This is a genomic window from Mycobacterium sp. ACS4331 (genome assembly GCF_001667265.1).
In the GTDB taxonomy this organism is placed as follows: domain Bacteria; phylum Actinomycetota; class Actinomycetes; order Mycobacteriales; family Mycobacteriaceae; genus Mycobacterium.
On record NZ_LZHW01000098.1, the window covers coordinates 77,381 to 98,081 of the forward strand.

The 20,701-nt window shown below is 67.1% G+C and carries 25 protein-coding genes and 1 pseudogene; 11 read left to right on the plus strand and 15 right to left on the minus strand.

Annotated elements, in window-relative coordinates:
* The 3 genes from A5727_RS23040 to A5727_RS23050 all read right to left on the minus strand — a co-directional run bounded on the left by A5727_RS23040 (window position 1) and on the right by A5727_RS23050 (window position 2,725).
* Window positions 1-318 carry a hypothetical protein gene (locus tag A5727_RS23040; RefSeq protein ID WP_068255671.1) on the minus strand — a complete coding sequence of 106 codons (318 nt, stop codon included), beginning with the start codon at window positions 316-318 and terminating at the stop codon, window positions 1-3.
* A gap of 3 nt (window positions 319-321) precedes the next feature.
* Window positions 322-1,482, minus strand: coding sequence for an amidohydrolase family protein (locus A5727_RS23045; protein WP_068255674.1), 1,161 nt, complete (start codon window positions 1,480-1,482; stop codon window positions 322-324).
* A 67-nt stretch (window positions 1,483-1,549) separates the two neighbouring features.
* The gene (locus A5727_RS23050; protein WP_068255677.1) at window positions 1,550-2,725 is read right to left on the minus strand and encodes an acyl-CoA dehydrogenase family protein; all 1,176 of its coding nucleotides are present in this window, start codon (window positions 2,723-2,725) and stop codon (window positions 1,550-1,552) included.
* A 117-nt stretch (window positions 2,726-2,842) separates the two neighbouring features.
* Between A5727_RS23050 and A5727_RS23055 the strand changes: the two genes are divergently transcribed.
* The 3 genes from A5727_RS23055 to A5727_RS23065 all read left to right on the plus strand — a co-directional run bounded on the left by A5727_RS23055 (window position 2,843) and on the right by A5727_RS23065 (window position 5,073).
* On the plus strand, window positions 2,843-3,967 hold the full coding sequence (locus tag A5727_RS23055) for an acyl-CoA dehydrogenase family protein (protein WP_068255681.1): 1,125 nt from the start codon (window positions 2,843-2,845) through the stop codon (window positions 3,965-3,967).
* Entirely contained in the window at window positions 3,937-4,140 is a 204-nt protein-coding gene (locus A5727_RS23060) for a hypothetical protein (RefSeq protein WP_068255685.1), read from the plus strand. The genes A5727_RS23055 and A5727_RS23060 overlap by 31 nt, the downstream gene beginning before the upstream one ends.
* A gap of 99 nt (window positions 4,141-4,239) precedes the next feature.
* The gene (locus A5727_RS23065; RefSeq protein ID WP_068255788.1) at window positions 4,240-5,073 is read left to right on the plus strand and encodes a class I SAM-dependent methyltransferase; all 834 of its coding nucleotides are present in this window, start codon (window positions 4,240-4,242) and stop codon (window positions 5,071-5,073) included.
* A gap of 11 nt (window positions 5,074-5,084) precedes the next feature.
* On the opposite strand, the gene A5727_RS23070 is transcribed toward A5727_RS23065, so the two are convergent.
* The 3 genes from A5727_RS23070 to A5727_RS23080 all read right to left on the minus strand — a co-directional run bounded on the left by A5727_RS23070 (window position 5,085) and on the right by A5727_RS23080 (window position 6,523).
* On the minus strand, window positions 5,085-5,501 hold the full coding sequence (locus A5727_RS23070) for a DUF5313 domain-containing protein (protein WP_068255688.1): 417 nt from the start codon (window positions 5,499-5,501) through the stop codon (window positions 5,085-5,087).
* A gap of 25 nt (window positions 5,502-5,526) precedes the next feature.
* A complete protein-coding gene (locus A5727_RS23075; RefSeq protein ID WP_068255791.1) occupies window positions 5,527-6,012 on the minus strand; it encodes a MarR family winged helix-turn-helix transcriptional regulator in 486 nt (161 codons plus the stop codon).
* Between the two features lie 103 nt (window positions 6,013-6,115).
* Complete coding sequence (locus A5727_RS23080) at window positions 6,116-6,523, minus strand: RidA family protein (protein WP_068255690.1); 408 nt, start codon at window positions 6,521-6,523, stop codon at window positions 6,116-6,118.
* A gap of 306 nt (window positions 6,524-6,829) precedes the next feature.
* Here A5727_RS23080 and A5727_RS23085 point away from each other — a divergent pair, with 306 nt between their 5' ends.
* The 6 genes from A5727_RS23085 (at window position 6,830) to A5727_RS23110 (ending at window position 11,071) form a co-directional block, all read left to right on the plus strand.
* Window positions 6,830-7,573: a hypothetical protein gene (locus A5727_RS23085; protein WP_068255692.1), complete on the plus strand. Its 744-nt coding sequence runs from the start codon at window positions 6,830-6,832 to the stop codon at window positions 7,571-7,573.
* The gene (locus tag A5727_RS23090; RefSeq protein WP_068255700.1) at window positions 7,570-8,319 is read left to right on the plus strand and encodes a hypothetical protein; all 750 of its coding nucleotides are present in this window, start codon (window positions 7,570-7,572) and stop codon (window positions 8,317-8,319) included. Before A5727_RS23085 ends, A5727_RS23090 begins: the two co-directional genes overlap by 4 nt.
* A 103-nt stretch (window positions 8,320-8,422) precedes the next feature.
* On the plus strand, window positions 8,423-8,941 hold the full coding sequence (locus A5727_RS23095; RefSeq protein ID WP_197507732.1) for a cytochrome c oxidase subunit 3: 519 nt from the start codon (window positions 8,423-8,425) through the stop codon (window positions 8,939-8,941).
* 1 nt (window position 8,942) lies between these two features.
* Window positions 8,943-9,239: a cytochrome C oxidase subunit IV family protein gene (locus tag A5727_RS23100; protein WP_068255707.1), complete on the plus strand. Its 297-nt coding sequence runs from the start codon at window positions 8,943-8,945 to the stop codon at window positions 9,237-9,239.
* A 42-nt stretch (window positions 9,240-9,281) separates the two neighbouring features.
* Window positions 9,282-10,100: a PaaI family thioesterase gene (locus A5727_RS23105; protein WP_068255709.1), complete on the plus strand. Its 819-nt coding sequence runs from the start codon at window positions 9,282-9,284 to the stop codon at window positions 10,098-10,100.
* Between the two features lie 155 nt (window positions 10,101-10,255).
* On the plus strand, window positions 10,256-11,071 hold the full coding sequence (locus tag A5727_RS23110) for an alpha/beta fold hydrolase (RefSeq protein WP_068255797.1): 816 nt from the start codon (window positions 10,256-10,258) through the stop codon (window positions 11,069-11,071).
* A gap of 1 nt (window position 11,072) precedes the next feature.
* On the opposite strand, the gene A5727_RS23115 is transcribed toward A5727_RS23110, so the two are convergent.
* Genes A5727_RS23115 through A5727_RS23135 form a run of 5 tightly spaced genes read right to left on the minus strand, consistent with a single transcriptional unit; the run spans window position 11,073 to window position 15,838 of the window.
* On the minus strand, window positions 11,073-11,936 hold the full coding sequence (locus A5727_RS23115) for a polysaccharide deacetylase family protein (RefSeq protein ID WP_068255712.1): 864 nt from the start codon (window positions 11,934-11,936) through the stop codon (window positions 11,073-11,075).
* Window positions 11,936-12,907 (minus strand): agmatinase, encoded by a 972-nt coding sequence (speB, locus tag A5727_RS23120; protein WP_197507731.1) that lies wholly within the window; start codon window positions 12,905-12,907, stop codon window positions 11,936-11,938. The genes A5727_RS23115 and speB overlap by 1 nt, the downstream gene beginning before the upstream one ends.
* A gap of 8 nt (window positions 12,908-12,915) precedes the next feature.
* Window positions 12,916-13,680: an SDR family NAD(P)-dependent oxidoreductase gene (locus A5727_RS23125; RefSeq protein WP_068255714.1), complete on the minus strand. Its 765-nt coding sequence runs from the start codon at window positions 13,678-13,680 to the stop codon at window positions 12,916-12,918.
* Window positions 13,677-14,375, minus strand: a complete 699-nt coding sequence (locus A5727_RS23130; protein WP_068255716.1) for an SDR family NAD(P)-dependent oxidoreductase — start codon at window positions 14,373-14,375, stop codon at window positions 13,677-13,679. The genes A5727_RS23125 and A5727_RS23130 overlap by 4 nt, the downstream gene beginning before the upstream one ends.
* Window positions 14,372-15,838 carry an APC family permease gene (locus A5727_RS23135; protein WP_068255719.1) on the minus strand — a complete coding sequence of 489 codons (1,467 nt, stop codon included), beginning with the start codon at window positions 15,836-15,838 and terminating at the stop codon, window positions 14,372-14,374. Before A5727_RS23135 ends, A5727_RS23130 begins: the two co-directional genes overlap by 4 nt.
* Before the next feature lie 170 nt (window positions 15,839-16,008).
* Here A5727_RS23135 and A5727_RS23140 point away from each other — a divergent pair, with 170 nt between their 5' ends.
* The gene (locus tag A5727_RS23140; protein ID WP_068255721.1) at window positions 16,009-17,385 is read left to right on the plus strand and encodes a PucR family transcriptional regulator; all 1,377 of its coding nucleotides are present in this window, start codon (window positions 16,009-16,011) and stop codon (window positions 17,383-17,385) included.
* Window positions 17,386-17,391: 6 nt separating this feature from the next.
* Here the strand turns inward: A5727_RS23140 and A5727_RS23145 are convergent, their stop codons facing one another.
* The 4 genes from A5727_RS23145 to A5727_RS23160 all read right to left on the minus strand — a co-directional run bounded on the left by A5727_RS23145 (window position 17,392) and on the right by A5727_RS23160 (window position 20,089).
* The gene (locus A5727_RS23145; protein WP_157521530.1) at window positions 17,392-18,090 is read right to left on the minus strand and encodes a cutinase family protein; all 699 of its coding nucleotides are present in this window, start codon (window positions 18,088-18,090) and stop codon (window positions 17,392-17,394) included.
* Between the two features lie 85 nt (window positions 18,091-18,175).
* Complete coding sequence (locus A5727_RS23150; RefSeq protein ID WP_068255725.1) at window positions 18,176-18,778, minus strand: energy-coupling factor transporter transmembrane component T family protein; 603 nt, start codon at window positions 18,776-18,778, stop codon at window positions 18,176-18,178.
* Window positions 18,775-19,470 carry an energy-coupling factor ABC transporter ATP-binding protein gene (locus tag A5727_RS23155; protein WP_068255728.1) on the minus strand — a complete coding sequence of 232 codons (696 nt, stop codon included), beginning with the start codon at window positions 19,468-19,470 and terminating at the stop codon, window positions 18,775-18,777. The genes A5727_RS23150 and A5727_RS23155 overlap by 4 nt, the downstream gene beginning before the upstream one ends.
* Window positions 19,463-20,089, minus strand: a complete 627-nt coding sequence (locus A5727_RS23160) for a biotin transporter BioY (protein WP_068255733.1) — start codon at window positions 20,087-20,089, stop codon at window positions 19,463-19,465. Before A5727_RS23160 ends, A5727_RS23155 begins: the two co-directional genes overlap by 8 nt.
* A 200-nt stretch (window positions 20,090-20,289) precedes the next feature.
* Between A5727_RS23160 and A5727_RS28260 the strand changes: the two are divergent.
* Window positions 20,290-20,701 (plus strand): annotated as a pseudogene (locus A5727_RS28260) (hypothetical protein); the annotation flags it as partial.

Genomic DNA, 20,701 nt, shown 5'->3' on the forward strand with positions numbered 1-20,701 from the left:
TCAACCCCACCGAGGCTGATCGGGCTCCGATGTGATCGCTGCCCCGAACCTACGTTTGAAGGCCTCCCCCGCCTCCTGGTCTCGTCGGTAGCGTTCGCCGCTGCGGCGCAGCAGTTCGATGCGTTCCTCGAGACGACGCACCCGGTCAGGGTCAGGCGGAGACTTGCTGCGCTCCTGATCCAATTCCGCTGTGGTTGAGACGACTTCCTCGGAGAGCCGGGCCGCCACCTCACCGAACGTCAACAGGTCGTAGTCGTCGGTCTCAGGCCGATCCACCACTGTCCCGTCGTCGCCCCTGGCGTCCGGCTCATCCGCCATCCGTCAGCGTCCGCCGTCGAAGTGCAGCAGTTCTCGGGCGTTGAGTTCGACGATGCGGTGCACGTCGGCGTCGGGGACGTTCAGCAGGTTCTCGGAGATCCGCTTGCGGCTGTTGGGCCAGTTGGAGTCCGAGTGCGGATAGTCGACCTCGACGAGGATGTTCTCGATGCCGATCAGCTCCCGCGAGTTCACTCCGTGCTCGTCGTCGATGAAGCAGCCCCAGAAGTGTTTCCGGAACAGGTCGGAGGGTCGGTCGGTACGGCTGATGTTCTGGTACCAGCGGTGCCGCTCCCAGGTGTAGTCCAGACGTTCCAGCAGGTAGGGAATCCATCCGATGCCGCCCTCGGACAGCATGAACTTGATGTTCGGATGCCGTTGCAGCATGCCCGAGAACACCAGGTCCGCGGTGCTCCACATCAGGTTGGTCGAGAACGTCGCGATCGCGACCGCGAACGGCGCCATATCCTCGGGATTCGGGTTCTGGAACGAAAAGCCCGGAACGTAGCCGCCCGCACCGAAATGCAGACACACCGGCATGTCCGCGGCCTCCAGCGCGTCCCACAGCACCTCCCAGTGGGTGGGGTGGTGGAACGACGGCAGGCCCAACGGGACCGGGCTGTCCGGGAAGGACACCGCCTTGGTCCCCTTGGCCGCCAACCGCTCCACCTCGGTCGCGGCGGCCTGCGGGTCCCAGGTCGGCAGAATACCCAGCGGAATCAGACGATCCGGCGCGCTCGCGCACCACTCGTCGACCTGGAAGTCGTTCCAGGCCGTGACGCAGGCGTGGGCCAGATCCTTGTCCTTGGCCCGCTGGAACACACCGCCGCCGAATCCGGGGAACGATGGGAACGACAACGCGGCGTGCACACCGTCGATGTCCATATCCTTGACCCGTTCGGCGGGGTCGTAGCAGCCCGGAATCATCTGGTCGTAGCGCACGGGTTCCATGCCGTACTCCGACGGCGGCTTACCCGCGACCGCATTCAACCCGATCTGCGGGTAGAGCTGGCCTTCGTAACGCCAGACATGGTGCCCCTCAGGCGTTTCGATGATCTGCGGACCCTCATCCCGGTAGCGCTGCTCAAGCCGGTCCTGCCACACACGAGGGTGCTCGATGACGTGGTCGTCCACCGAGATGATCTTCATCCAATCCTGCAGCGGCATTATGTCTCCTCCAACTCGAAACCTTCGATGGCGCTGATCGGCGCCGCACCCACAGGTGCGGACGGAGTCAACGCGGCAGTCCCAGTGCGCGTTCGGCGATCAGGTTGCGCAACACCTCGTTGGTACCGCCGGCGATCGTGAATGCGCGCCCATACAGGAACGCGTCCTGCCACCAGCCCTGGTCACGCACCTGCGAGTCGCCCTCGATCCGGACTCCGTCGTGCCCCTGCAGTTCCAGCCCGTACTCGTGCAGGGCCAGGTTGATCTCGCTGAACAGGATCTTCGACACCGGAGCGTCACCGAGGTCCCCGGTTCCATGCAGCGCGCGACTGTCGCCGAATGCCGAAACCAGGGAATTGACATGCACATCCGCGACGAACCCGCCGATGGCCTGACGCACATCGTCGCGCTCGATCGCCGGCCGGCCCTCGACCGTCACCTCTTTCGCCAGGCGCGCCAACCGGTCCAGTGCACCGAACAGCGACGCCCCGCTGCCCGCACTGGACCGTTCGAGGGCCAGGCTGGCGGTCGTGACCGCCCAACCCTGGTTGACCTCGCCGATCACCATGCTCGCCGGGATCCGAACCTCGTCGAAGAACACCTCGTTGAAGTCTGCGGTCCCGGTGATCTCCCGCAGTGGCCGGACTGAGACGCCCGGCGTGGTCATGTCCAGCGCGAAAGCGGTGATGCCCGCGTGCTTCGGGACGTCATTGTCCGTGCGTGCCAGCAGATATCCCCAGTCGGCGTACTGGCCATTGGTGGTCCACACCTTCTGACCGTTGACGATGAAGTCATCGCCGTCCCGGCGGGCCCTTGTCCGCAGGCTGGCCAGGTCACTTCCGGCGTCGGGCTCGCTGAACAGCTGGCACCAGATGTGCTCGCCTGACCGGATGCGCGGCAGGAAGTGGTCCTTCTGTTCCTGGGTGCCCGAGGCGATGATCGCTGCGGCCGCCAACAGGCCGCCGCCCACGGGCCCTGCGCCGCCGGCGCGGATGAGTTCGTCGGTGACCGCCGACTCGAACAGCGGATGCGGGTTCTCCAGACCCCCGTACTCGACGGGCCAGTGCACTCCCAGCAACTGTTCCGAGAACAGCAGTCCAGTCCATTCGCGCAGTGCGGGGATCTCGTGGGGTTCGGGTGCGCGGACGCCGGTGCGAGCGTGCCGAGGTGGGGCATGTTTGGCTGCCAGATCGCGAACCCGACGTCGCACTTCGTCGAGTTCGGTGTCCTGCCCGAGTTGCACGAATCTCTCTCCCAGCGCTGTGACCCGACCGCCATTTACCTTAATCAGTATCCTGTATCTTTGGAGCGGGTTTTGCAATCCCCCTTCGATACGCCGACGTCAGCTAAGGAGCACCCCGTGGATTTCGAGCTCACCGACGAGCAGAGGGGTCTCGTCGACGCCACTCGGTCGCTGCTGGCCGCCAAGTGTTCGCTTGACCGCACACGCGAGCTGATCGACTCCGACGCCGGATTCGACGTCGAGCTGTGGCGCCACGGCGTCGAGCTCGGCTGGCCGGCGCTGGCGATCGCCGAGGACGACGGTGGTCTGGGACAGCAGGCGATCGACCTTGCCCTCGTCACCGTCGAACTGGGGCGAAGCCTGGCCGCCACGCCGTTCATCCCCACGGTGGTCGTGGCCGATGCGGTCGGGCGTTCGGAGACGGCCCAGAGATCCAAACTGCTGCAGTCGATCTCAGAGGGCACCTGCACGGCGTCATGGGCCTTCGCCGAGTACGGCCAGCCATGGTCGCGCGCCGGGATCAGCACCGCCGCTGTGCGGCACGGCGAAGGCTGGGTGCTCGACGGCGCGAAGGTTTCCGTGCAGGATGCCGACACCGCGCAGACCCTGCTCGTCGACGCCGTGCTCGATGGGCACCTGGCCCGCTTCATCGTCGACACGGACAGCCCCGGCGTCAGAATCGAGCGCCAAGCGACCCTCGACGTCACGCGCAGCTACTGTGACGTGACCTTCGACAAGGTGACCGTGGGCGCCGAAGCCCTCTGCGCCTCAGGCGATCTCGCAGAGCGATCGCTGGATCGCACCCTGGCGCTCAACACCGCGCTGGTTTCGGCCGAACTCGTGGGCATCGGACAGCGACTGCTCGACATGACCGTCGGTTACGTCAAGGAACGCGTCCAGTTCGGCAAACCGGTGGGCAGCTTCCAGGCGGTCAAACACAAGTGCGCCGACATGCGCATCTGGGTGCAGGCCAGCACCGCGGCGGCCTATTACGCGGCGTTGACGCTGGACAGTGAGAGCCACGACGTCGAGCGCGCGGTCAGCATCGCCAAGGCCTACGTGTCAGACGCCATCAACCGCGTGGCCGGGCACGCCCTGCAACTGCACGGCGGCATCGGCTTCACCTGGGAACACGACCTGCACCTGTATCTGCGCCGCGCCCGGGCGGACGCGGCACTGTCCGGGGATGCCCGTCACCATCGCGAGCGACTGTGCGCGTCCCTTGCCGAGGCGGTTGGCTGAGTCTTCAGGCTCAGCGACGCCCGGCGGTCGAGGTACTGGACCACGACGAGGGGGACGGCGACGCCGTCGTCGACATGATCGTGGGCAGCTACATCGCACAGTTCGCGCGCCGCGGAAGCGTCGGCACCGACTGGACCGACCGAGTGGTCGCGGTTCTGGGCCGGGACGGCTGATCGAAACTGTGTCCGCACCGAAGGCTCGACGGCCGTGGCGGCATCGCTCGCTCGACGGCCGTGTCGGCCCACACTCCAGACGCCGGTATCTTCGGTGCCGTGGACAGACCAGCGAAAAAGATCGACGCCAGCAACTTGACCGGTGTGTCGGAGACCGCGTTGCTGACGCTGTACGGCCGCGCCCACCAGGCGCGGCATCCCCAGGCCATCCTCAATGACCCGGAGGCGATCAGGCTGGTCGACTCGATCGAGTTCGACTTCGAGAAGTTCGGCCGCAAGGGCCAGGAGATGGCCCTGCGCTCGCTGGCATTCGACAAGGCTGCATCCCAGTACCTGACCGCGCACCCCAAGGCCACGGTCGTCGCACTCGCCGAGGGTCTGCAGACCAGCTTCTGGCGGCTGTCCAGCGCCCTGCCCGACAGCCAGTTCCAGTGGCTGACAATCGACTTCGATCCGATCATCAAACTTCGCGAGCGGCTGCTGCCGTCCTCGCCCAGAATTCACACCCTGGCCCAGTCCGCGCTGGACTACTCCTGGATGGACCGGGTCGACACCAGCGAGGGCGTCTTCATCACCGCTGAGGGCCTGCTGATGTACCTGCAGCCCGAGGAGTCCATGGGGCTGATCACCGAGTGCGCGCGCCGTTTCCCCGGTGGACAGATGATCTTCGACCTGCCGCCCGTGCTGGTGAAGAAGTTCGCGCCGAAGGGCGTGCGGTCAACCCGCCGCTACCGCGTCCCACCCATGCCGTTCAGCCTCACGCCCGCCGAACTGGCGGACCTGGTCAACACCGTTCCCGGTATCCGCGCGGTGCACGATCTGCCGATGCCGGCCGGACGGGGCTTCCTGTTCGAGAAGGTGTTCCCCGCGTTCTGGCAGTTGAAGCTCACCAAGCAGTACCGCGGGGCCTACACCCTCCTCGAGTTCGGCTGAGTGCGGGTCGACTAGAACGGCGTGCTGTTGGACTGCCACTTGGCCTCTTCAGGCCGCGGGCCGAACCGACGCGCGTAATCCTCGTGGATGTGGGCCTGCTTCTGGCGGTTCACCACGTCGATCAGACCCGGGTCGATGCCGTGCTGGGCCAGTCGATGCCGGCGCCACACCTTGTTCAGCGCCAGCGCCATCAGGAGCGCCCAGATGTAGATCGGCACCGTCATCTCGAGGTGCACGTACAGCGACGCGGGCAGCAGCCACAGCGGCCCGAGAACGAACAGCGGCGGAATCGCCATGCGAATGAGGTGCCGGCGAATCGCCCCGTCGCCAGTGATGTCCTGCGCGACCCACTCGCGCATGCTGTCGGGGAGGCGCTTGCCATACGAGTAGGCGATGTACTGCCAGAGGTTTGGTTTGGCCGCGGCCATGGTCACTCCTACGGGTCGATGGTGGTCAGGTCTGTAATGCGCCGGCCGCCAACGCGGCCGCGTTGATCCGGGTCAGCACCTCACGCAGATGCTCAAGCTCGGAGAGGTCGACACCCAGCTGCTCGACCACCGTGTACGGGATCTTGAGTGCGCGGGTGCGCAGCGCCATACCGGCATCGGTGAGCCTGACGTCGATGGCGCGTTCGTCGGTGACGCTTCGGGTCCGGGTGATGAGGCCCAGCCCCTCCAATCGCTTCAGCATGGGTGACAGCGTGGCTGAGTCGAGCTGGAGCACCTCAGCGATCTGTTTGACCGCCATGGCCGGCCTGTCCTCTCCCGCACCCTTCTGATGATCCCAGAGTGCGAGCATCACCAGGTACTGCGGATGGGTCAGCCCGAGAGGTTCGAGCAGAGGCCGGTACACCGCGAGCACCGCCCGGTTGGTGACCGCGAGCGCGAAGCACACCTGCTGCTCCAGCGCGAGGGGGTCGATTTCCTGGGCCGTGGTCACCACTCCATGGTGCCCTAATAGTTAGTGCACGATCAATGTCTGACTGGTCACACGCGGCTGATCGGCGGCGTCGCCCGACGGATCCGACCGCGCCACGCGGAATCTAGTCGATGACCGCAACCGCCTCGACCTCGACGAGGAGATCGGGTTCGGCCAGCGCGGCCACTCCGATCCCCGTCAGCGGAGGCGCCGCCGTGATGCCCAGTCGCGCAGAGGCCCGCGCCACCCCTTCGACCCACTGAGACATCTTCTCCGGCGCCCACTCCACGAAGTAGGCAGTCAGTTTCGTGACGTCGTCGAACGAGGCCCCCGCCGCCGCCAGTGCCGTCGCCAGATTCTCGTAGCACTGCTCGACCTGCGCGGCCAGATCACCTTCACCGACCCGCTCACCGTCCGCCGTCCGGGCGACCTGTCCTGCAACGAACACCAACTTCGTTCCGGTGGCCACCGCCACCTGCCGGTAGATGTCGTGTTGGGGCAGTCCATCGGGGTTCAACAGTGTGATCGGCACATCTTCTCCTTCGTGTGGACGCCTCTGGTGAAGCGCAGGCGCATTCCGGTCGAGAACACAGAACAGTAAACGCGAAGCGGGCCCACTCCTCGTGGAGTGAGCCCGGCACATCCGGCGGACCGCGCCTTTCACTGACTTCACTCAGTTTCGCCCTTTCCTTACCGCGGGTCCCGGGATAGCGTGCTCAGCGAGCAGAGATGTCCGCGCCCAGGCGAAGTCACTCGGCATGTTGAGGCGTTCGCAGCATCGAGGGTCGACGTTGCCGCCGCACGCGAACTGATTCAAGTCACTTAAGGGAGGGTGAGAGTGCAGATCGTCGAGCAGGTGCAGGACCTGCCCAAATCGGGGAATATCAAGGCGCAGTGGGTCAGCCTGTGGACCGGACCGGCGGTGGGGGCCGTTCTGGTGATCGCGATGCTGGCCTTCCCCGGATTCTGGCCACCGATGTCTCCGACGATGTCGGCTGATCAGGTCGCGTCGTTCTACGCCGAACACACCGCCTGGATCCGCTTCTCCCAGGTGACGTTCAATCTCTGCGGGGTCATGGTGCTGCCGTTCTTCATGGTGATCGCGGTGCAGATGAAGCGGATGAAGCAGACCCACGTATTGGCCTACTGCTACCTGACGGCCGTGGTCAGCGGTGTCACCATCTTCGCGCTGTCGAATGTCCTGTTTCTCGTCGCGGCGTTCCGTCCGGACCGCAACCCCGAACTGGTGTTGCTGCTCAACGATCTGGCCTGGATCGTGCTCATCGCCCCAATCGGGATGGTGGTCAGCCAGTTCGTCGTGCTTGCGCTGGCCGTCTACTTCGATGACGCCGCGGATCCGGTGTTCCCCCGCTGGGTGGGCCACTACTCGTTGGCCACCGCGATCGCGATGGTTCCCGCAGCAGGCGCCGCGGTGTTCCACACCGGTCCGTTGGCCTGGGATGGTCTCCTGTCGTTCTGGGTGCGCAACGGCGCATTCGCGGCGTTCGTGGTGGTGATGTTCTTCGTCCTGCGCCGCGCGGTGCTTCGCCAGGCCGTCGACGAGGGCGTGGTGGCCGCATGAGCACCCTGACCCCGGATCGGCCGAGCACAGAGCTCGCCGCCCGAGGCGGAGAAAAGCCGGACGTCCGCTTTATGACGTGGTTCTTTCCGATCTGGTACGGCGTCTTCGGGGTGATCATCTGTGTACTGGCACGGGTCACTCCGCCGCCACGGCCGGACGTGACCGCGGCCGACAAGGTCGCGTTCTTCACTCAGCACGGCCTGACGATTCAAATCGGCTTCGCTCTGCTGCTGATCCTGCTCGGAGGAGCGGCCTGGACCAACGGCCTCGTGGCGTACCAGATCAAACGGATGTCGGTGGGCTCGGTGTTCGCCTACGGGTACATCGGCGGGATGGGGGTCGGGGCGCTGCCCGGGTTCCTCCTCGTGGCGGTGTGCTTCCTGACCGCCGCGTTCCGACCCGACCGGGATCCCGAACTCATCAGCCTGCTCTACGACCTCGGCATGCTGTCGTACAACGGATCGCTGGGCTGCTTCACAGCGGCCTACCTGGTCTTCGCCATCGCGATCCTCTACGACAAGAACGGCATCTTCCCGAAATGGTTTGCGTACGTGACCATCTGGCAGATCATCACCGAGGTCATCGCCACCCAGATGTTCGTCTTCAAGGCCGGACCGTTCGCGTGGAACGGTTCCATCGCCTTCTGGTGGTCGGTGGTGGTGTTCTCAGTCTGGTTGGGAGCGCTGATCGTCCTGCTCAAGCAGGCCGCCTCGCGGCAGAGCGCAGACGAACCGGCGGTGGGCTGACCGGATGAAGGAAGAGCTTTCAGTGACACCCGCTGACGCCCCGCCCGCCACACCGGAAACCGATCCGGCGCCTGCGCGCGCTCACCTGCCCGGTGACGGCGACATGTGGGTCATGGTCCTCGGTGACCTGATCATCTTCGCCGGATACTTCGTGGTCTTCATGATCTACCGCGCCATGAACCCCGACGAGTTCCTGCAGGCGCAGCAGCATCTGGCGATCAACCTCGGCGTGCTCAACACCGTGATCCTGCTGACCAGTTCGTGGTTCGTCGCTCGGGCCGTACTGGCGACCCGCGGCGGTCAGTACGCGCACGCGGTGCGGTTGATCTACGCCGGCGGGTTCCTCGGCCTCCTGTTCATGATCGTCAAGGGCTATGAGTGGTACGCCAAGATCTCCGCCGGCCACACCAACGCCGAGACGTTCTACTCGTTCTACTACGTGATCACCGGAGTGCACCTGGTGCACGTGCTGATCGGGCTCATCGTGATGGGTGTCCTCGTGCGTGAACTCCGCAACCCGTCGCGCCGGCGAGCATCGATGGTCGAGTCCGGCGCAATCTATTGGCACATGGTCGATCTGCTCTGGGTGCTGATCTTCGCCCTGCTGTACGTGATGAGGTGACATGACCGATACGACGACTCCGGTTCGACCGGACTCCGCGCGGACCATGACCTGGGTGTGGCTGGCTCTCACGGTGATCACGGTGGGTTCGTGGTGGCTGGCCCCCGCAAACGCCCAGGGCACAGTGCAGGCCAGCACTCCGATCACCGCTCTGGTTCTGGCGCTGGCCTTCATCAAGGGGCGCTTGATCATCCGCCACTTCATGGAGGTCCGCACCGCACCGACGTGGCTCAAACTTGCGACCGACGCCTGGCTGGCGGTGCTGTTGGCCACGGTGTTCGTGATCTATCTGCTCTGAGGCCGTGCCTGACATCTTGATCTGAGTTTGTAAAGTAGCCGGATGGCCCCGCCGATCGCCAAGGTCCACCCGGTGAACACCCCGCTGGGGCGCTTCGGCGTCGAGACGCTGGCGGACAGTCCTGACCCGTACATCGCGGTCATGCCCGTGGTGGGACTGGTCAATCCACTGACCGGTCATCCGACGCTGGGCCCCTTGGCGGTTCTGGTCGACTACGTCGCGGGGATGGTCAACCACCATCGACGGGCCAGCGACGAGTGGACGGTGTCGAGCGAACTCGCGATGGAGCTCACCGCGGACGCCGGCGCGATCATCGCCGCCACGCCGGATGTGCCGGTGCTCGGCACGGCACACCCGTTCGGCGCCAAGGGCACCAGCGCGTTGGGCGTGTGTGAACTCACCCATGGCGGCACCGTCATCGGGACCGGGTCGGTCCGGTCTGTGCACATCGCCCGCCCCGAAGTGTTCCAGGACCCCCACACCGAGCGCGCGGTCGACGACCGGCCCAGACCGACTGACCTCAGCGAGATCATGACCGTTCGCGGTGTCGTCGGTGAACCCGCGGTGCTGCATCAGTTGCCGAACTCCGCACTCAACAACGACATGGGCATCGTGCACGGCGGGGTGGCGTCCGCGGGGCTGGAACTGGTTGCGTCGGCGGCGCTGAACACCGACCCACGACGGCAGATGACGACCGCCTCACTCCGGGTCAACTTCGTCCGGCAGCTGACGTGCGGCGACGACTCCCGCTACATGGGCACCCTGGTGCGCGCGGGCCGGCGCAGTGGCGTGGCGGACGCCGAGGCGATCAACGCCGACGGTTCGGTGGCGTTGACGGCACGGCTCACCGCGTACTGCTGAGCACGGACTCACCCCGCCCAGTCCCGTCGAACGGGACCCGCGTCACGGTCCGGCCGTAACCGCGACGATCGAGGCACACTGGTACCGCTGGCCGGTAGACCGGTTGGCAGTCAGCGCCGATGACACCGGCGCAGCGATCGCGCACAGTCGAAGTCATGTTCACACGCTCAGGCTCAGCCGCATTGATCGGCATCATGGTGTCCGCGCTCCTGACCGCAGGACCGGCATCGGCTGCTCCAGCGCCGACCGCGCCCAGACCGACGATCGTGCTGGTGCACGGCGCCTGGGCCGACTCCTCCAGTTGGGACGGCGAAGTCTCCGCGCTGCAGCACCAGGGATATGACGTGCGCGCGATCGCCAACCCGTTGGAGAACCTGACCACGGACGCGCAGTACGTCGCGGGCTTCCTCAAGACGCTGACCGGCCCCGTCGTGCTGGTCGGGCACTCCTACGGCGGCTCGGTGATCACCAACGCCGCAGCGGAGTCCCCGGACGTCAAGGCACTGGTCTACGTGGACGCCGCCGCCCCCGACGTCGGCGAGACCAACGGGTCCCTGAGCGGGCAGGATTCGGTGCTCAAGCAGAGGCCCGAAAGCGAACTGTTCGACAAGCTCGCCTATCCTGACGCACCGGCGGGCGCGGTGGATCTGTACCTGAAGAAGGACATCTTCGTGAACAACTTCGCCAACGATCTGCCCGCCGATGTCGCCACCCGGCTGTGGGCCGCACAGCGCACCGCATCCACGGCGGCATTCGAGACGCCGTCGAAATATGCTGCGTGGAAGACGATTCCGTCGTGGTACTTCATCAGCACCGGCGACCAGATCATCACCCCCACGTCGGAGAAGGCCATGGCCGCGCGGGCCAACTCGCACGTCACGGTCTTCGACGGCGGCTCGCACCTGACGCTGATATCGCACCCCGACGCGGTCACCGCCGTGATCGAGCAGGCCGCCGAATCGGTGTCCTGACTCAGCGGCGAACGTCGGGCGGGGTGATGGTCCGCGGCGAGAGCCCCAGTGTGCGAACGTGTTCTGCGATGGTTGCCAGGTTGGTGACCCAGACGTCATCGTGATCGAGGACGTAGCGCATCAGGTCGTCGAGTTCGGCGGCGCGCGAGGGTCGTCCGGTCAGGAACGGATGGTTGGTGAGCACCCAGCAGCCGCCGACTCGGTGGAGGCCGTCGAACTCCGCCTGCCACAGTTCGCGGGCCTTGCGCGGAGTCTCGATCAGTCCGCTTCCGGAGATGTCGGGCAGGTAGCAGTACTGCTCCCAGTCGTCCAGGGCCCACTGAATGGGGATCTCGACCAGAGACTCGGCGGCACCCGGAGTGACGGCCAGTTCATACGGGTGGTCGGCGTCCATCAGGCTGGAGTCGTAGAGGAAACCCCGTTCGGCCAGCAGTGCCGGCGTGCGCCAGGACAGGTCCCACATCGGCGCCCGATACCCGCTGGGGCGCACGCCGGCCACCTCGGCCAGCGCGGCCAAGCCCTTGTCGAGCGCCTCGATCTCCTCCTCGAGCGTCAGCGCTGTCGGCTGCTCATGCAGGTACCCGTGGTGGGCGATCTCATGGCCGGCCGCGACGATGCTGCGGATCGCCTCCGGGTAGCGGTCCGCGGTGTGCCCCGGAACGAAGAACGTCGACGGGATCTGGTGGCGCTCCAGCAGGTCCAGAATCCGGGGGATGCCGACCAGGGGGCCGTACGCCTGGTGGCTCATGACGCTCATCCGCGCGCCGACCGATTGGTTGTTCCACAACACGGCCGACTCGGCGTCCACGTCGAAGGTGAACGCCGCGGCGGCGGTTTTACCTTCCGGCCAACGGATCTGGTTCATCAGCCCACCATGATGCTGATGAGCTCGTAGGCGACGTTGGCCGCGGCGACGGCCGTGACTTCGGCGTGGTCGTAGGCCGGTGCCACTTCGACGACATCGGCACCGACGATGTTCAACGCGCGCATGGCCCGTAGGACCGCGATCAACTCCCGGCTGGTCATGCCGCCGATCTCGGGCGTACCCGTTCCGGGCGCGAACGCGGGGTCCAGGACGTCGATGTCAATGGAGACGTACACGGGGTGATCGCCGACGCGCTCCAGCACTCGGTCGATCACTCCGTCGACACCGATGCGGTCGATGTCACGGCAGTGCACCACGGTGAAACCGAGGCCCGCGTCCTGCAGGAGGTCCGCACGGTCATAGAGCGAGCCCCTGATGCCGACGTGTGCGGAGCGACCCTTGACCAGCAGTCCCTGCTCGGAGGCCCGACGGAACGGTGTGCCGTGGGTGCAGGGCGCGCCGAAGTAGGTGTCCCAGGTGTCGAGGTGCGCATCGAAGTGCACCAATGCGACTGGGCCGTGCACCTCGTTGACGGCCTGCAGCGCGGGCAGGGCGATGGTGTGGTCGCCGCCGAGCAGCACGACCCGCTGCTCGGCCCGGCTGATCAGACCCCGTACCCCGTCTCGGATCTCATCGACCGCGGCACCGATGTCGAAGGGGTTGGCCGCGATGTCGCCGGCGTCGACCACCTGAGCGGAGGCGAAGGGGGTCACGTCGAGGGCCGGGTGGTACGGCTTGAGCAGACGCGACGCCTGCCGGATCGCGGCGGGGCCGAAGCGTGCGCCGGGCCGATAGGTCACCCCGGAGTCGAAGGGCACGCCCACGACGGCGATGTCGTAGTCGGGCACCTCGTGGCGCTGCGGCAGTCGCGCGAAGGTTCCGAGTCCCGCGTAGCGCGGCACCGACTGCGCATCGACCTGTCCCCAGACCCCGGGTGCGGTCTCCACATACGGTTGGCTGTGCACTGTCATTCCTTCCGTCAGGCTCTCGACCGGGTCGAGCCGCCGTTGCACGAGATCACTTGGCCGACGACGGACTCCAGGTCGAAGTCGGACAGCAGTTCGACCGCCGCCGCCACTTCGCCGGGAGACCCGATGCGTCCCAGGGGGATCGACGCTGCATAACGCCGGTGCATCTCGGACAGGTCGACACCGGCGGCGTCGGCGTCGACCTGCAGTTGCGGGGTGTCGGTGACGCCGGGAGCGACCGCATTGACGATGATGTGTTCGGGAGCCAGTTCCCGCCCCAGCGTCTTCACCAGGGAGATGAGCCCCGACTTCGCGGCAGCGTAGGCCGTGGCCTCGGGCCAACCGGTCACACCCCATTCGCTGGAGATCACGACGATGCGGCCCGCGCCCAGCGCGCGCATGTGTGGCAGCACGGCCTGCACCAGAAAGAACGTGCCGCCGAGGTTGGTGTCGACGACCTTCCACCAGTCGTCGTCCGCGTGCTGGCAGAGCGGCGCCATGGTCATGTAGGCATGGTTGGCCACGAGGATGTCGAGACGGCCCGTCGTCCGCACGACATCGGCTGCGATACGGACACATTCGTCGGCGTCGGACACATCACCGGCGACGCTCAGTCCGCCGATCTCCTCGGCCAGCGCCCGCAGTTGCGCACTGTCCCGGAGATCGTTGACGGCCACCGTGGCACCGGCGGCCGCGAGCCGACGGGCATGCGCGGCGCCCATGCCCTGGGCGGCGCCGCTGATCAGAGCGACCCGCCCCTGCAGGTTCGCACTCATATCACGGCTCCGGAGTTCACATTGACCACGTCGCCGACACTGAAAGTTGCATCGCATACCAGATATTCGACGCACCGTGCCACCTCCTGCGGGGCGGCCAGCCGCCGCAGCGGCAGCGTGTTGAGGTATTCCGCTGCGCGCCAGGGTGAATCGTCGGCCAACAGCGGGGTGTCCGTCGGGCCCGGGGCGACCGCGTTGACCCGCACCCCGGCAGGAGCGACCTCGGCGGCGAGGCTCCGGACGGCCCCGAGGATCGCACCCTTGGCCGCCGCGTAGTGCGCGTCCCCGTCGCCCCCGCCGACGGCAAGTTCGCTTGCCACCGCGACGAGGGCGCCGCGGTGCTCGATCAGGTCCGGCAGCGTCGCGCGGGCGACGTTCACCAACCCGCCGAGGTGCACGCGCAGCATCCGCCGCCACGCCAGCGCGCTGATGTCCGCCACCGGCGTCATCTCGTAGTGGCCCGCCGATGTCACCACCGCATGGACGGGCCCCAGCCTGTCCCGAATCTGAGCCACGGCGTCGGCGACGGCCGCGCTGTCCGAAACATCCACAGCCACAGTGTGTTCGGCTTCCGGTGCCGACTCGACCAGATCGAGACATCCCACGGTGAAGCCGCGCCTGGTCAGGGCGGTGACGACCGCAGAACCGATGCCACTGGCACCACCGGTCACCAGCGCGACGGGTTTCTCACTCACGGATGGTCGGCCAACTCGTCACGGATCTCGGCGTCGTCGACGACCGTCGTGCTGGTGATGCGCGAGCGCACCGAGGCGAAGAGTGCCGCACCGATCACCGCCAGCGCCACCACGCCGATCCACACCGACCAGTCCAACCAGCGCTGGTCGAAAGCCACTCGCGGCCATGCGATGTTGAGGAACTGCAACACTGCCCACACCACGGCGACGACGGCCACCGGCACCGTCGCGCGGCCCAGCGAGAAGTTGCCGGGGCGCCATCCGCGCCGCAGCAGCACCACCAGGAATCCCACGAGGGGGAACAGGAAGGCGAGGTAGAAGCCGCCCGCGGTGAAGTTGACCATCAGCGAGTAGATGTCGCCGGCGACGATGCTCAGCAGGAACAGGCCCGCACCGACCACTGTGGTGACCAGGATCGCGACCACGGGAATGCGCGCCGCACCCCGCAGGCGGACCAAGGTGTCCGCCGCGGGCAGCGCACCGTCACGCGCGTAGGCCCAGATGACCCGGGACGCCGAAGTCTGCAGGGCCAGGAAGCTGGCCAGGAACCCGATGACGAACAGCACCTGCACCGGTTTGGCGATACCGGAACCCAGCGTCACCGTCAGGGTGTCGTACACGGGGTCGCTGACCGCCCCCGCGGCGACGGCATCGAGATCCGGAATCGCCAGGATGATGGCCAGGCTCGAGTAGGCGACCACCAACGCGATGAACGCCAACGAGAACAGCACGGCCTTGGGCAGTTGCCTGCGTGGCTCGTGCACCTCCTCGGCGATCGATCCGGCACTTTCGAAGCCCACGAAGGACCAGCCGATGAACGCCACGGCGAGCATGAACGGCCCGGTCAGATAGGCCAGGAAATCGGTGTCCGGACCGCCGCCGTCGAACAGCACCGACAGCGAGTTCTGCCGGTGGAACAGCAGCAGCCAGGTGCCCAGCACGACCGACCCGATGACCTCGGCGATGATGCTGCCGATCATGAACACCTTCAGCGCGCCACGACCGACGAGGTTGACCGCGGTGCCGGCCAGCAGGATCACCAGCGCGATCAGCGCGAGGGTCCCACCTGAGGGCTCCTCCAGCCCGATGATGTGGCCGATGAAGCCAGCCGAGCCGAGCGCCACGGTCGCCATCGCGATCACCAGCGTCCACATGTAGACCCAGCCCGCGAACCACCCGTACGTGGTGCCGAGCAGGCGACGGGACCACTGGTAGATCGAGCCCTCCAGTGGCCAGCGCGACACCAGGGTCGCGAACACCAGCGCCACCAGGAACTGCCCGCCGAACACCAGCAGGAAGCCCCACCAGAAGCTCGGGCCGGCGGCGGACAACGCCAGGCCGAAGATGCCGTAGAGCGCCACAATCGGGGAGATGAATGCGAACGCGAACGCGAACGCCGACCACAAGGAGAATTCCCGGCGCAGCACCTGGGGCTGCTCATCGGACCCGATCGATGTCGACATGTGTTGCTCCCGCTGTTCAGTGCGCTGTTGGCAGGAACTATCACGCGAGGTCAGCGCACGCGCCAGCCGGAACGTCGAAGACGCAACCATCGCACCGGTCGACATCCTGACATTGGAGGATCGCACAACGCCACCACCCCCTTATGTGACATCGGCGTTACGCTCGGACAATGGTTTCGCCGGTGTGGACGGGCACGGAGTCGGGCGCGCCCACGCTCCGTGACCTGCTCGACGCCCCCGGACTGGGTCTGGTGGCGGCCGCGGGCCAGGAGCAGGACCTGGATCGGACGATCAGTTGGGCCCACACCACCGAGCTGCGGGATCCGTCGCGTTACCTGCGTGGGGGCGAGTTGGTCTGCACTGTCGGCATCAGCCTGCAGACGCCCGAAGACTGTCGGATGTTCACCGATTCGCTGGTCACCTCGAATGCGGCCGGAGTCTGCTTCGGGGTCGGCGACGGCCACGACGTGGTGCCCCCGGCACTGCTGGAACAGTGCCGATCACACGGCCTTCCAGTGGTCGTCGCGTCACCGGATGTTCCGTTCAGCAGGGTGAGCCGGTATGTCGCGGAGTATGGCCTCGACGTTGAGATCGCTGTCGCACGAGCGACCAATGCCCTTGTGCCCGAGCTGCTCTCGTCGCTGCGGCGGCATGAATCCACTCGCGAACTGCTCGACACCGCGGGCCGGATCCTGGAATGCTCATTCGCGCTGAACCCGGCCGACACCAGCGCGGAGGCGATGGCCTCGGTCGCGGTGCCCGGTGTGGGCACGCTGGAGTGGATCGGGCACGGGGAGCGTCCGGAACCCGGCCTTCTCGACCTGATCGCGCGGTTCGTCCGCGCGACCCAGGGGCAGCGGGACGTCGAAGCCGCCCTGACCCGAGAACGGGTCGGCCAACTGCTGTCCCTGGTGGAGCGGCGCATGCTGCTGCCCGATGCGCTCAGCCAACTGCTCGCGTGGCCGGGCTTCACCGGCGAATCGCTCGTCTGCTCGGCGTGGCCCACCGGAGCGGGCGCGCTGCTGTCGATGGCCTTCCCCGAGGCGCTGGTGGGAGACGCCCCTGACCTGTGCCTGATGCTGAGTACGGACCCGTTCGAGGCCGTCGACGACCTGTCACTGCCGTCGGGCCACTCAGCGCCGGTGCCTCTGATCGAAGTGGGTTCGGCGATCGGCCAGGCCCGCATCGCACTGGATCTGGCGCAGCGTCGCGGCCATCGCGTCGGCCCTGATCAGTTGAGCAGTCTGGAGAGCCTCCTCGAGCAGCTGCCGCTGGCCCAACTCGCCCCGTTCCGACAGCAGCTGATCGATCCGCTGGCACAGATGGACCGGCGGCGCGGCACGCAGCACGTGCGCACGCTGCGGACCTTCCTGGCCGCCGATGGGTCGCTGAGCGAGACCGCGCGCCAGTTGTACCTGCACATCAACACCGTGCGGCACCGACTGGCCCGTATCCACGAGCTCACCGGCAGAGATCCGTTCAAGCACGCAGATCAGGCGGCGTTCACCATCGGGCTGCACATGGCCCGCCGTGAGGACCGGGCCTGACGCCGCTCAGATCCTGCTGGCAGCAAAGGATGCACCTTCGCCGACCATGCCGTTGACCGCGTACAGCGCATGGGGCAGCGACGGCCCGCCCACCGGAACCGCTTCACAGACGGTGTCGCCGGCCGCGCACAGGCTCAGCGTCTTGTCGGCGAAGAGCGGCCCGATCTCGAGTGCGGGCACGTCGTAGTGCTGCAGGAACGCCCCCGAGGGCTTGCCGAACAGGACGACGGCGGCAACGTGATCGGCAAGGTCCGGGGTCAGCGGCGCCGGGACGAGCCCGGCCGGAACCCCCGGCGGGACATTGGGTGCGGTGACGAATCCGGTGAGCGCGGCCCCCTGCGAATAGCCGCCCAGGATCAGCTTGGTGTCGGGGCAGTTCGTGGCCATGAACTGGACGCGGTCACGCTCGTCGCGAATTCCGTCGACGACGGTGCGGGCAATCTCCATGCGGTCGTCGAAGTTGCCGCTTGCGGCGTAGTTCACGGGGTAGACGCCGACGTTCTTGCCGCCCGCCTGAGCACGGACGGAGTCGACGAATGCCTGACCCACTCCCCCGACGCCCGGGGGTTCGGCCGTTCCGCGTGCGAAGACCACCTCCGCGTCCGGACAGGGTTCGGCAGCGGCCGGACCACCGGCACCGACCAGCAGGCCCCCCGTCGCGATCACAACCGCGCCCATTGCGTGCAGAATCCGTCGACTGCGCATGGCCATCTCCTCCCAATTCCGGCCTCCGTGCAGGCACCGCGTTCTCTCAGGTACCCGTGACTGCGGTGGGCCGAAACGGCGGAGGTCAGTCGAGGCCGCGCGCGACGAGTGCCTCGGCGAACCCGTCGGCACTGCGCAACGCGGAGACGACCACGGGGGCCACGGCGGTCCGGGCCGAGAACCTCAGGCCCCTGGCGCGGCGTGCCTCGTCGACCTGACGCACCGTCTCGACCATCAGCGGGATGGACCGGAGGGCCAGGGCCAACGCCAACGCCACGCGGTCCACGGGAAGACCGAGGCGGCCCAGCGGCCGCATCGCCGCCGTCAGAGCGGCCAGCATGTCGGTGGTGCGCGTGCTCATCGTGACGACCATGGCCAAAAGCACCGACAGCAGCAGGATTCCGCACACCACCACAGCGCGGCGCCAGTCGGTGAGCAGGACCTGGAATCCGAAGATGAAGACCACCACCGCAAGCACGGGCCGCAGCTGCGCGAACACCATGCGGGCATCGAGTCGGGTCAGGACCACGATCACAGCGACAGCCGCGGCCGCTGCCCCGAGTCGCGCCGGCGAATCGACGAACACGGACATCACCACGATGAGCACGCCCAGAGCCAGCAGCTTGAATCCGGCCGGCAGCCGGTGCAGGACCGACGTGCCCGGCTGATAGAGCCCCAGCGTCGTCACGTCATCGACTCCCGGTAGGCGGGCAGCGCGACCGCGGGCACGTCGTCAGCGCGGACCCGCCCGTCGTCGAGGACGATCACCCGGTCGAAATCGTCGACCAGATCCAGGTCGTGAGTGACCACGATGAGCTGCACGTCAAGCGTCGCGAAGACGTCTCGCATCATTCGGGCGTTGCGCAGGTCCAGCAGCGTCGTCGGCTCGTCGGCGACGACGATTCGCGGCTCGGTGACCAGGACAGCCGCCAGCGCGAGCAGCTGTTTCTGACCGCCCGACAGCAGGTGCGCGGGGTGGTCGGCGTGACCCGCCAACCCGAACCGTTCGAGCACCTGCCGAACGCGATCGGCACGCTCGGCGCGGCTCAGGGAGTGCCGCGACAGCGACAGTTCGATGTCCTCGGCGACCGTCGGCATGAGGATCTGCCGGTCCGGGTCGGTGAAGACGAAACCGACCTCGCGGCGGACCTTTCGCGCGGACCTCCTCGTGTCGAGGTCACCGACCCGCACCGTTCCGCTGTCGGGTACGACGAGTGCGTTGATCATCCGGGCCAGAGTCGACTTGCCGCCGCCGTTGGGGCCGACCACCCCGATGCGTCGTTCGGTCAGGTTGAGCGAAACATCCCGCAGCACAGTGCGTTCACCGTAGGCGTGGGACACCCGGTCGACGACGACGCCGGGAGTCTCGCCGTCAGGCATCGGGCACACCGGCGCGGCGCGTCCGCCTCGCGGCGATCAGACCTGGACGGGCGCGGTGCACCTGGGCCGCGACCACGGCTGTCACGACGGCCTTGGCCACGTCACCGGGCAGGTAGATCCCGTTGGCCGACAACGCCGCCCACCACGACAGATCCGTGCGCAGCACCAGGCCCGCGGTTCCGAACGCGTAGATCACCGCCATGCCGCCGACGATGTTGATCGCGATGCCCCACAGCACTCGATACCGCGGCATCATCACCGCGGTGAGCGCCCCGATCACGATGACGGCCGGCAGCCACCCGACGAAGAATCCCGCCGTCGGCGACGCCAGCGCCACCAGTCCGGACCGCGCACCGGCCAGGATCGGCAGACCGGCCAGCGCCAGGATCGCGAACAGCCCCACCGCGAGCGCGCCCTTGCGGGGCCCGAGAATCGATCCGGCCAGCATCACCCCGAGGGTCTGCAGGGTGATCGGAACGCCACTGGGGCCGATGGTGAAGGTGCCCGGCAGACCGAGTGCGGCGATCAGGGCGGCGAACACGGCGGCCTGGGTCATGTCCGCGGGGGTGACGGTCAGCCTCGACCGTCCGGTCTGCTCAGCCGACGCCACGCCGACCATTATCGCCCCGCGCGGTTTGTGGAGTTTCACCGGCGGTGGGCGCCGGTTGACACTCCACAAATCACCGCCGGAGGGCATCTCGACACGGTCACGAGTCGGTACCCATCGCGCATCACAGATCACAGAAACCCCTTGAATCACTAGCGTCACATCAGCCCACTGCCGACGTCATCGCCGCGTCCTGTCCGAGAGGTTGTGACATGTCGCTGCGCCTGCGCTCGGCTCCGATGTCGACAGCATCCGCCTTCGTCATCTGCGTCTGCGTGGCCGCAGGGGTGGCCCCACCGGCGAATGCCGAGCCCTGCGAGGGGGCCTCCGCCGCGGCGCAGCCCCTGCCCAACCAGGCCGTGCAGATCCCCAGCCCGTCGCGGCTCGCACCGTTCAACCGGCCGATCGGGCACAAACCCGTCGGCGCCAATGACCAGGCTCCCCTGCCGCGCCTCGGCCAACTTCCGCTGGCGATCCTCAAGGCTCTGATCCCCAAGTCCGCGCAGGTGGACAAGCAGGCCGCGGTGGCGCCCGTGCCCAAAAAACACCCCCCCCCCCCCCCCCCCCCCCCCCCCCCCCCCCCCGGGGTGGAAGATAAAAAAAAAAAAAAAGCCCACACCAGAA

Bases quoted from the DNA above. Each gene is read 5' to 3' on its own strand.
- A5727_RS23115 (WP_068255712.1), bottom strand. From the start codon at position 11,936: ATGAACCAGATCCGTTGGCCGGAAGGTAAAACCGCCGCCGCGGCGTTC.
- speB (WP_197507731.1), bottom strand. From the start codon at position 12,907: ATGACAGTGCACAGCCAACCGTATGTGGAGACCGCACCCGGGGTCTGG.
- A5727_RS23090 (WP_068255700.1), top strand. From the start codon at position 7,570: ATGAGCACCCTGACCCCGGATCGGCCGAGCACAGAGCTCGCCGCCCGA.
- A5727_RS23145 (WP_157521530.1), bottom strand. From the start codon at position 18,090: ATGCGCAGTCGACGGATTCTGCACGCAATGGGCGCGGTTGTGATCGCG.
- A5727_RS23100 (WP_068255707.1), top strand. From the start codon at position 8,943: ATGACCGATACGACGACTCCGGTTCGACCGGACTCCGCGCGGACCATG.
- A5727_RS23095 (WP_197507732.1), top strand. From the start codon at position 8,423: ATGTGGGTCATGGTCCTCGGTGACCTGATCATCTTCGCCGGATACTTC.
- A5727_RS23110 (WP_068255797.1), top strand. From the start codon at position 10,256: ATGTTCACACGCTCAGGCTCAGCCGCATTGATCGGCATCATGGTGTCC.
- A5727_RS23140 (WP_068255721.1), top strand. From the start codon at position 16,009: ATGGTTTCGCCGGTGTGGACGGGCACGGAGTCGGGCGCGCCCACGCTC.
- A5727_RS23045 (WP_068255674.1), bottom strand. From the start codon at position 1,482: ATGCCGCTGCAGGATTGGATGAAGATCATCTCGGTGGACGACCACGTC.
- A5727_RS23125 (WP_068255714.1), bottom strand. From the start codon at position 13,680: ATGAGTGCGAACCTGCAGGGGCGGGTCGCTCTGATCAGCGGCGCCGCC.
- A5727_RS23070 (WP_068255688.1), bottom strand. From the start codon at position 5,501: ATGGCCGCGGCCAAACCAAACCTCTGGCAGTACATCGCCTACTCGTAT.
- A5727_RS23135 (WP_068255719.1), bottom strand. From the start codon at position 15,838: ATGTCGACATCGATCGGGTCCGATGAGCAGCCCCAGGTGCTGCGCCGG.
- A5727_RS23105 (WP_068255709.1), top strand. From the start codon at position 9,282: ATGGCCCCGCCGATCGCCAAGGTCCACCCGGTGAACACCCCGCTGGGG.
- A5727_RS23155 (WP_068255728.1), bottom strand. From the start codon at position 19,470: ATGCCTGACGGCGAGACTCCCGGCGTCGTCGTCGACCGGGTGTCCCAC.
- A5727_RS23160 (WP_068255733.1), bottom strand. From the start codon at position 20,089: ATGGTCGGCGTGGCGTCGGCTGAGCAGACCGGACGGTCGAGGCTGACC.
- A5727_RS23040 (WP_068255671.1), bottom strand. From the start codon at position 318: ATGGCGGATGAGCCGGACGCCAGGGGCGACGACGGGACAGTGGTGGAT.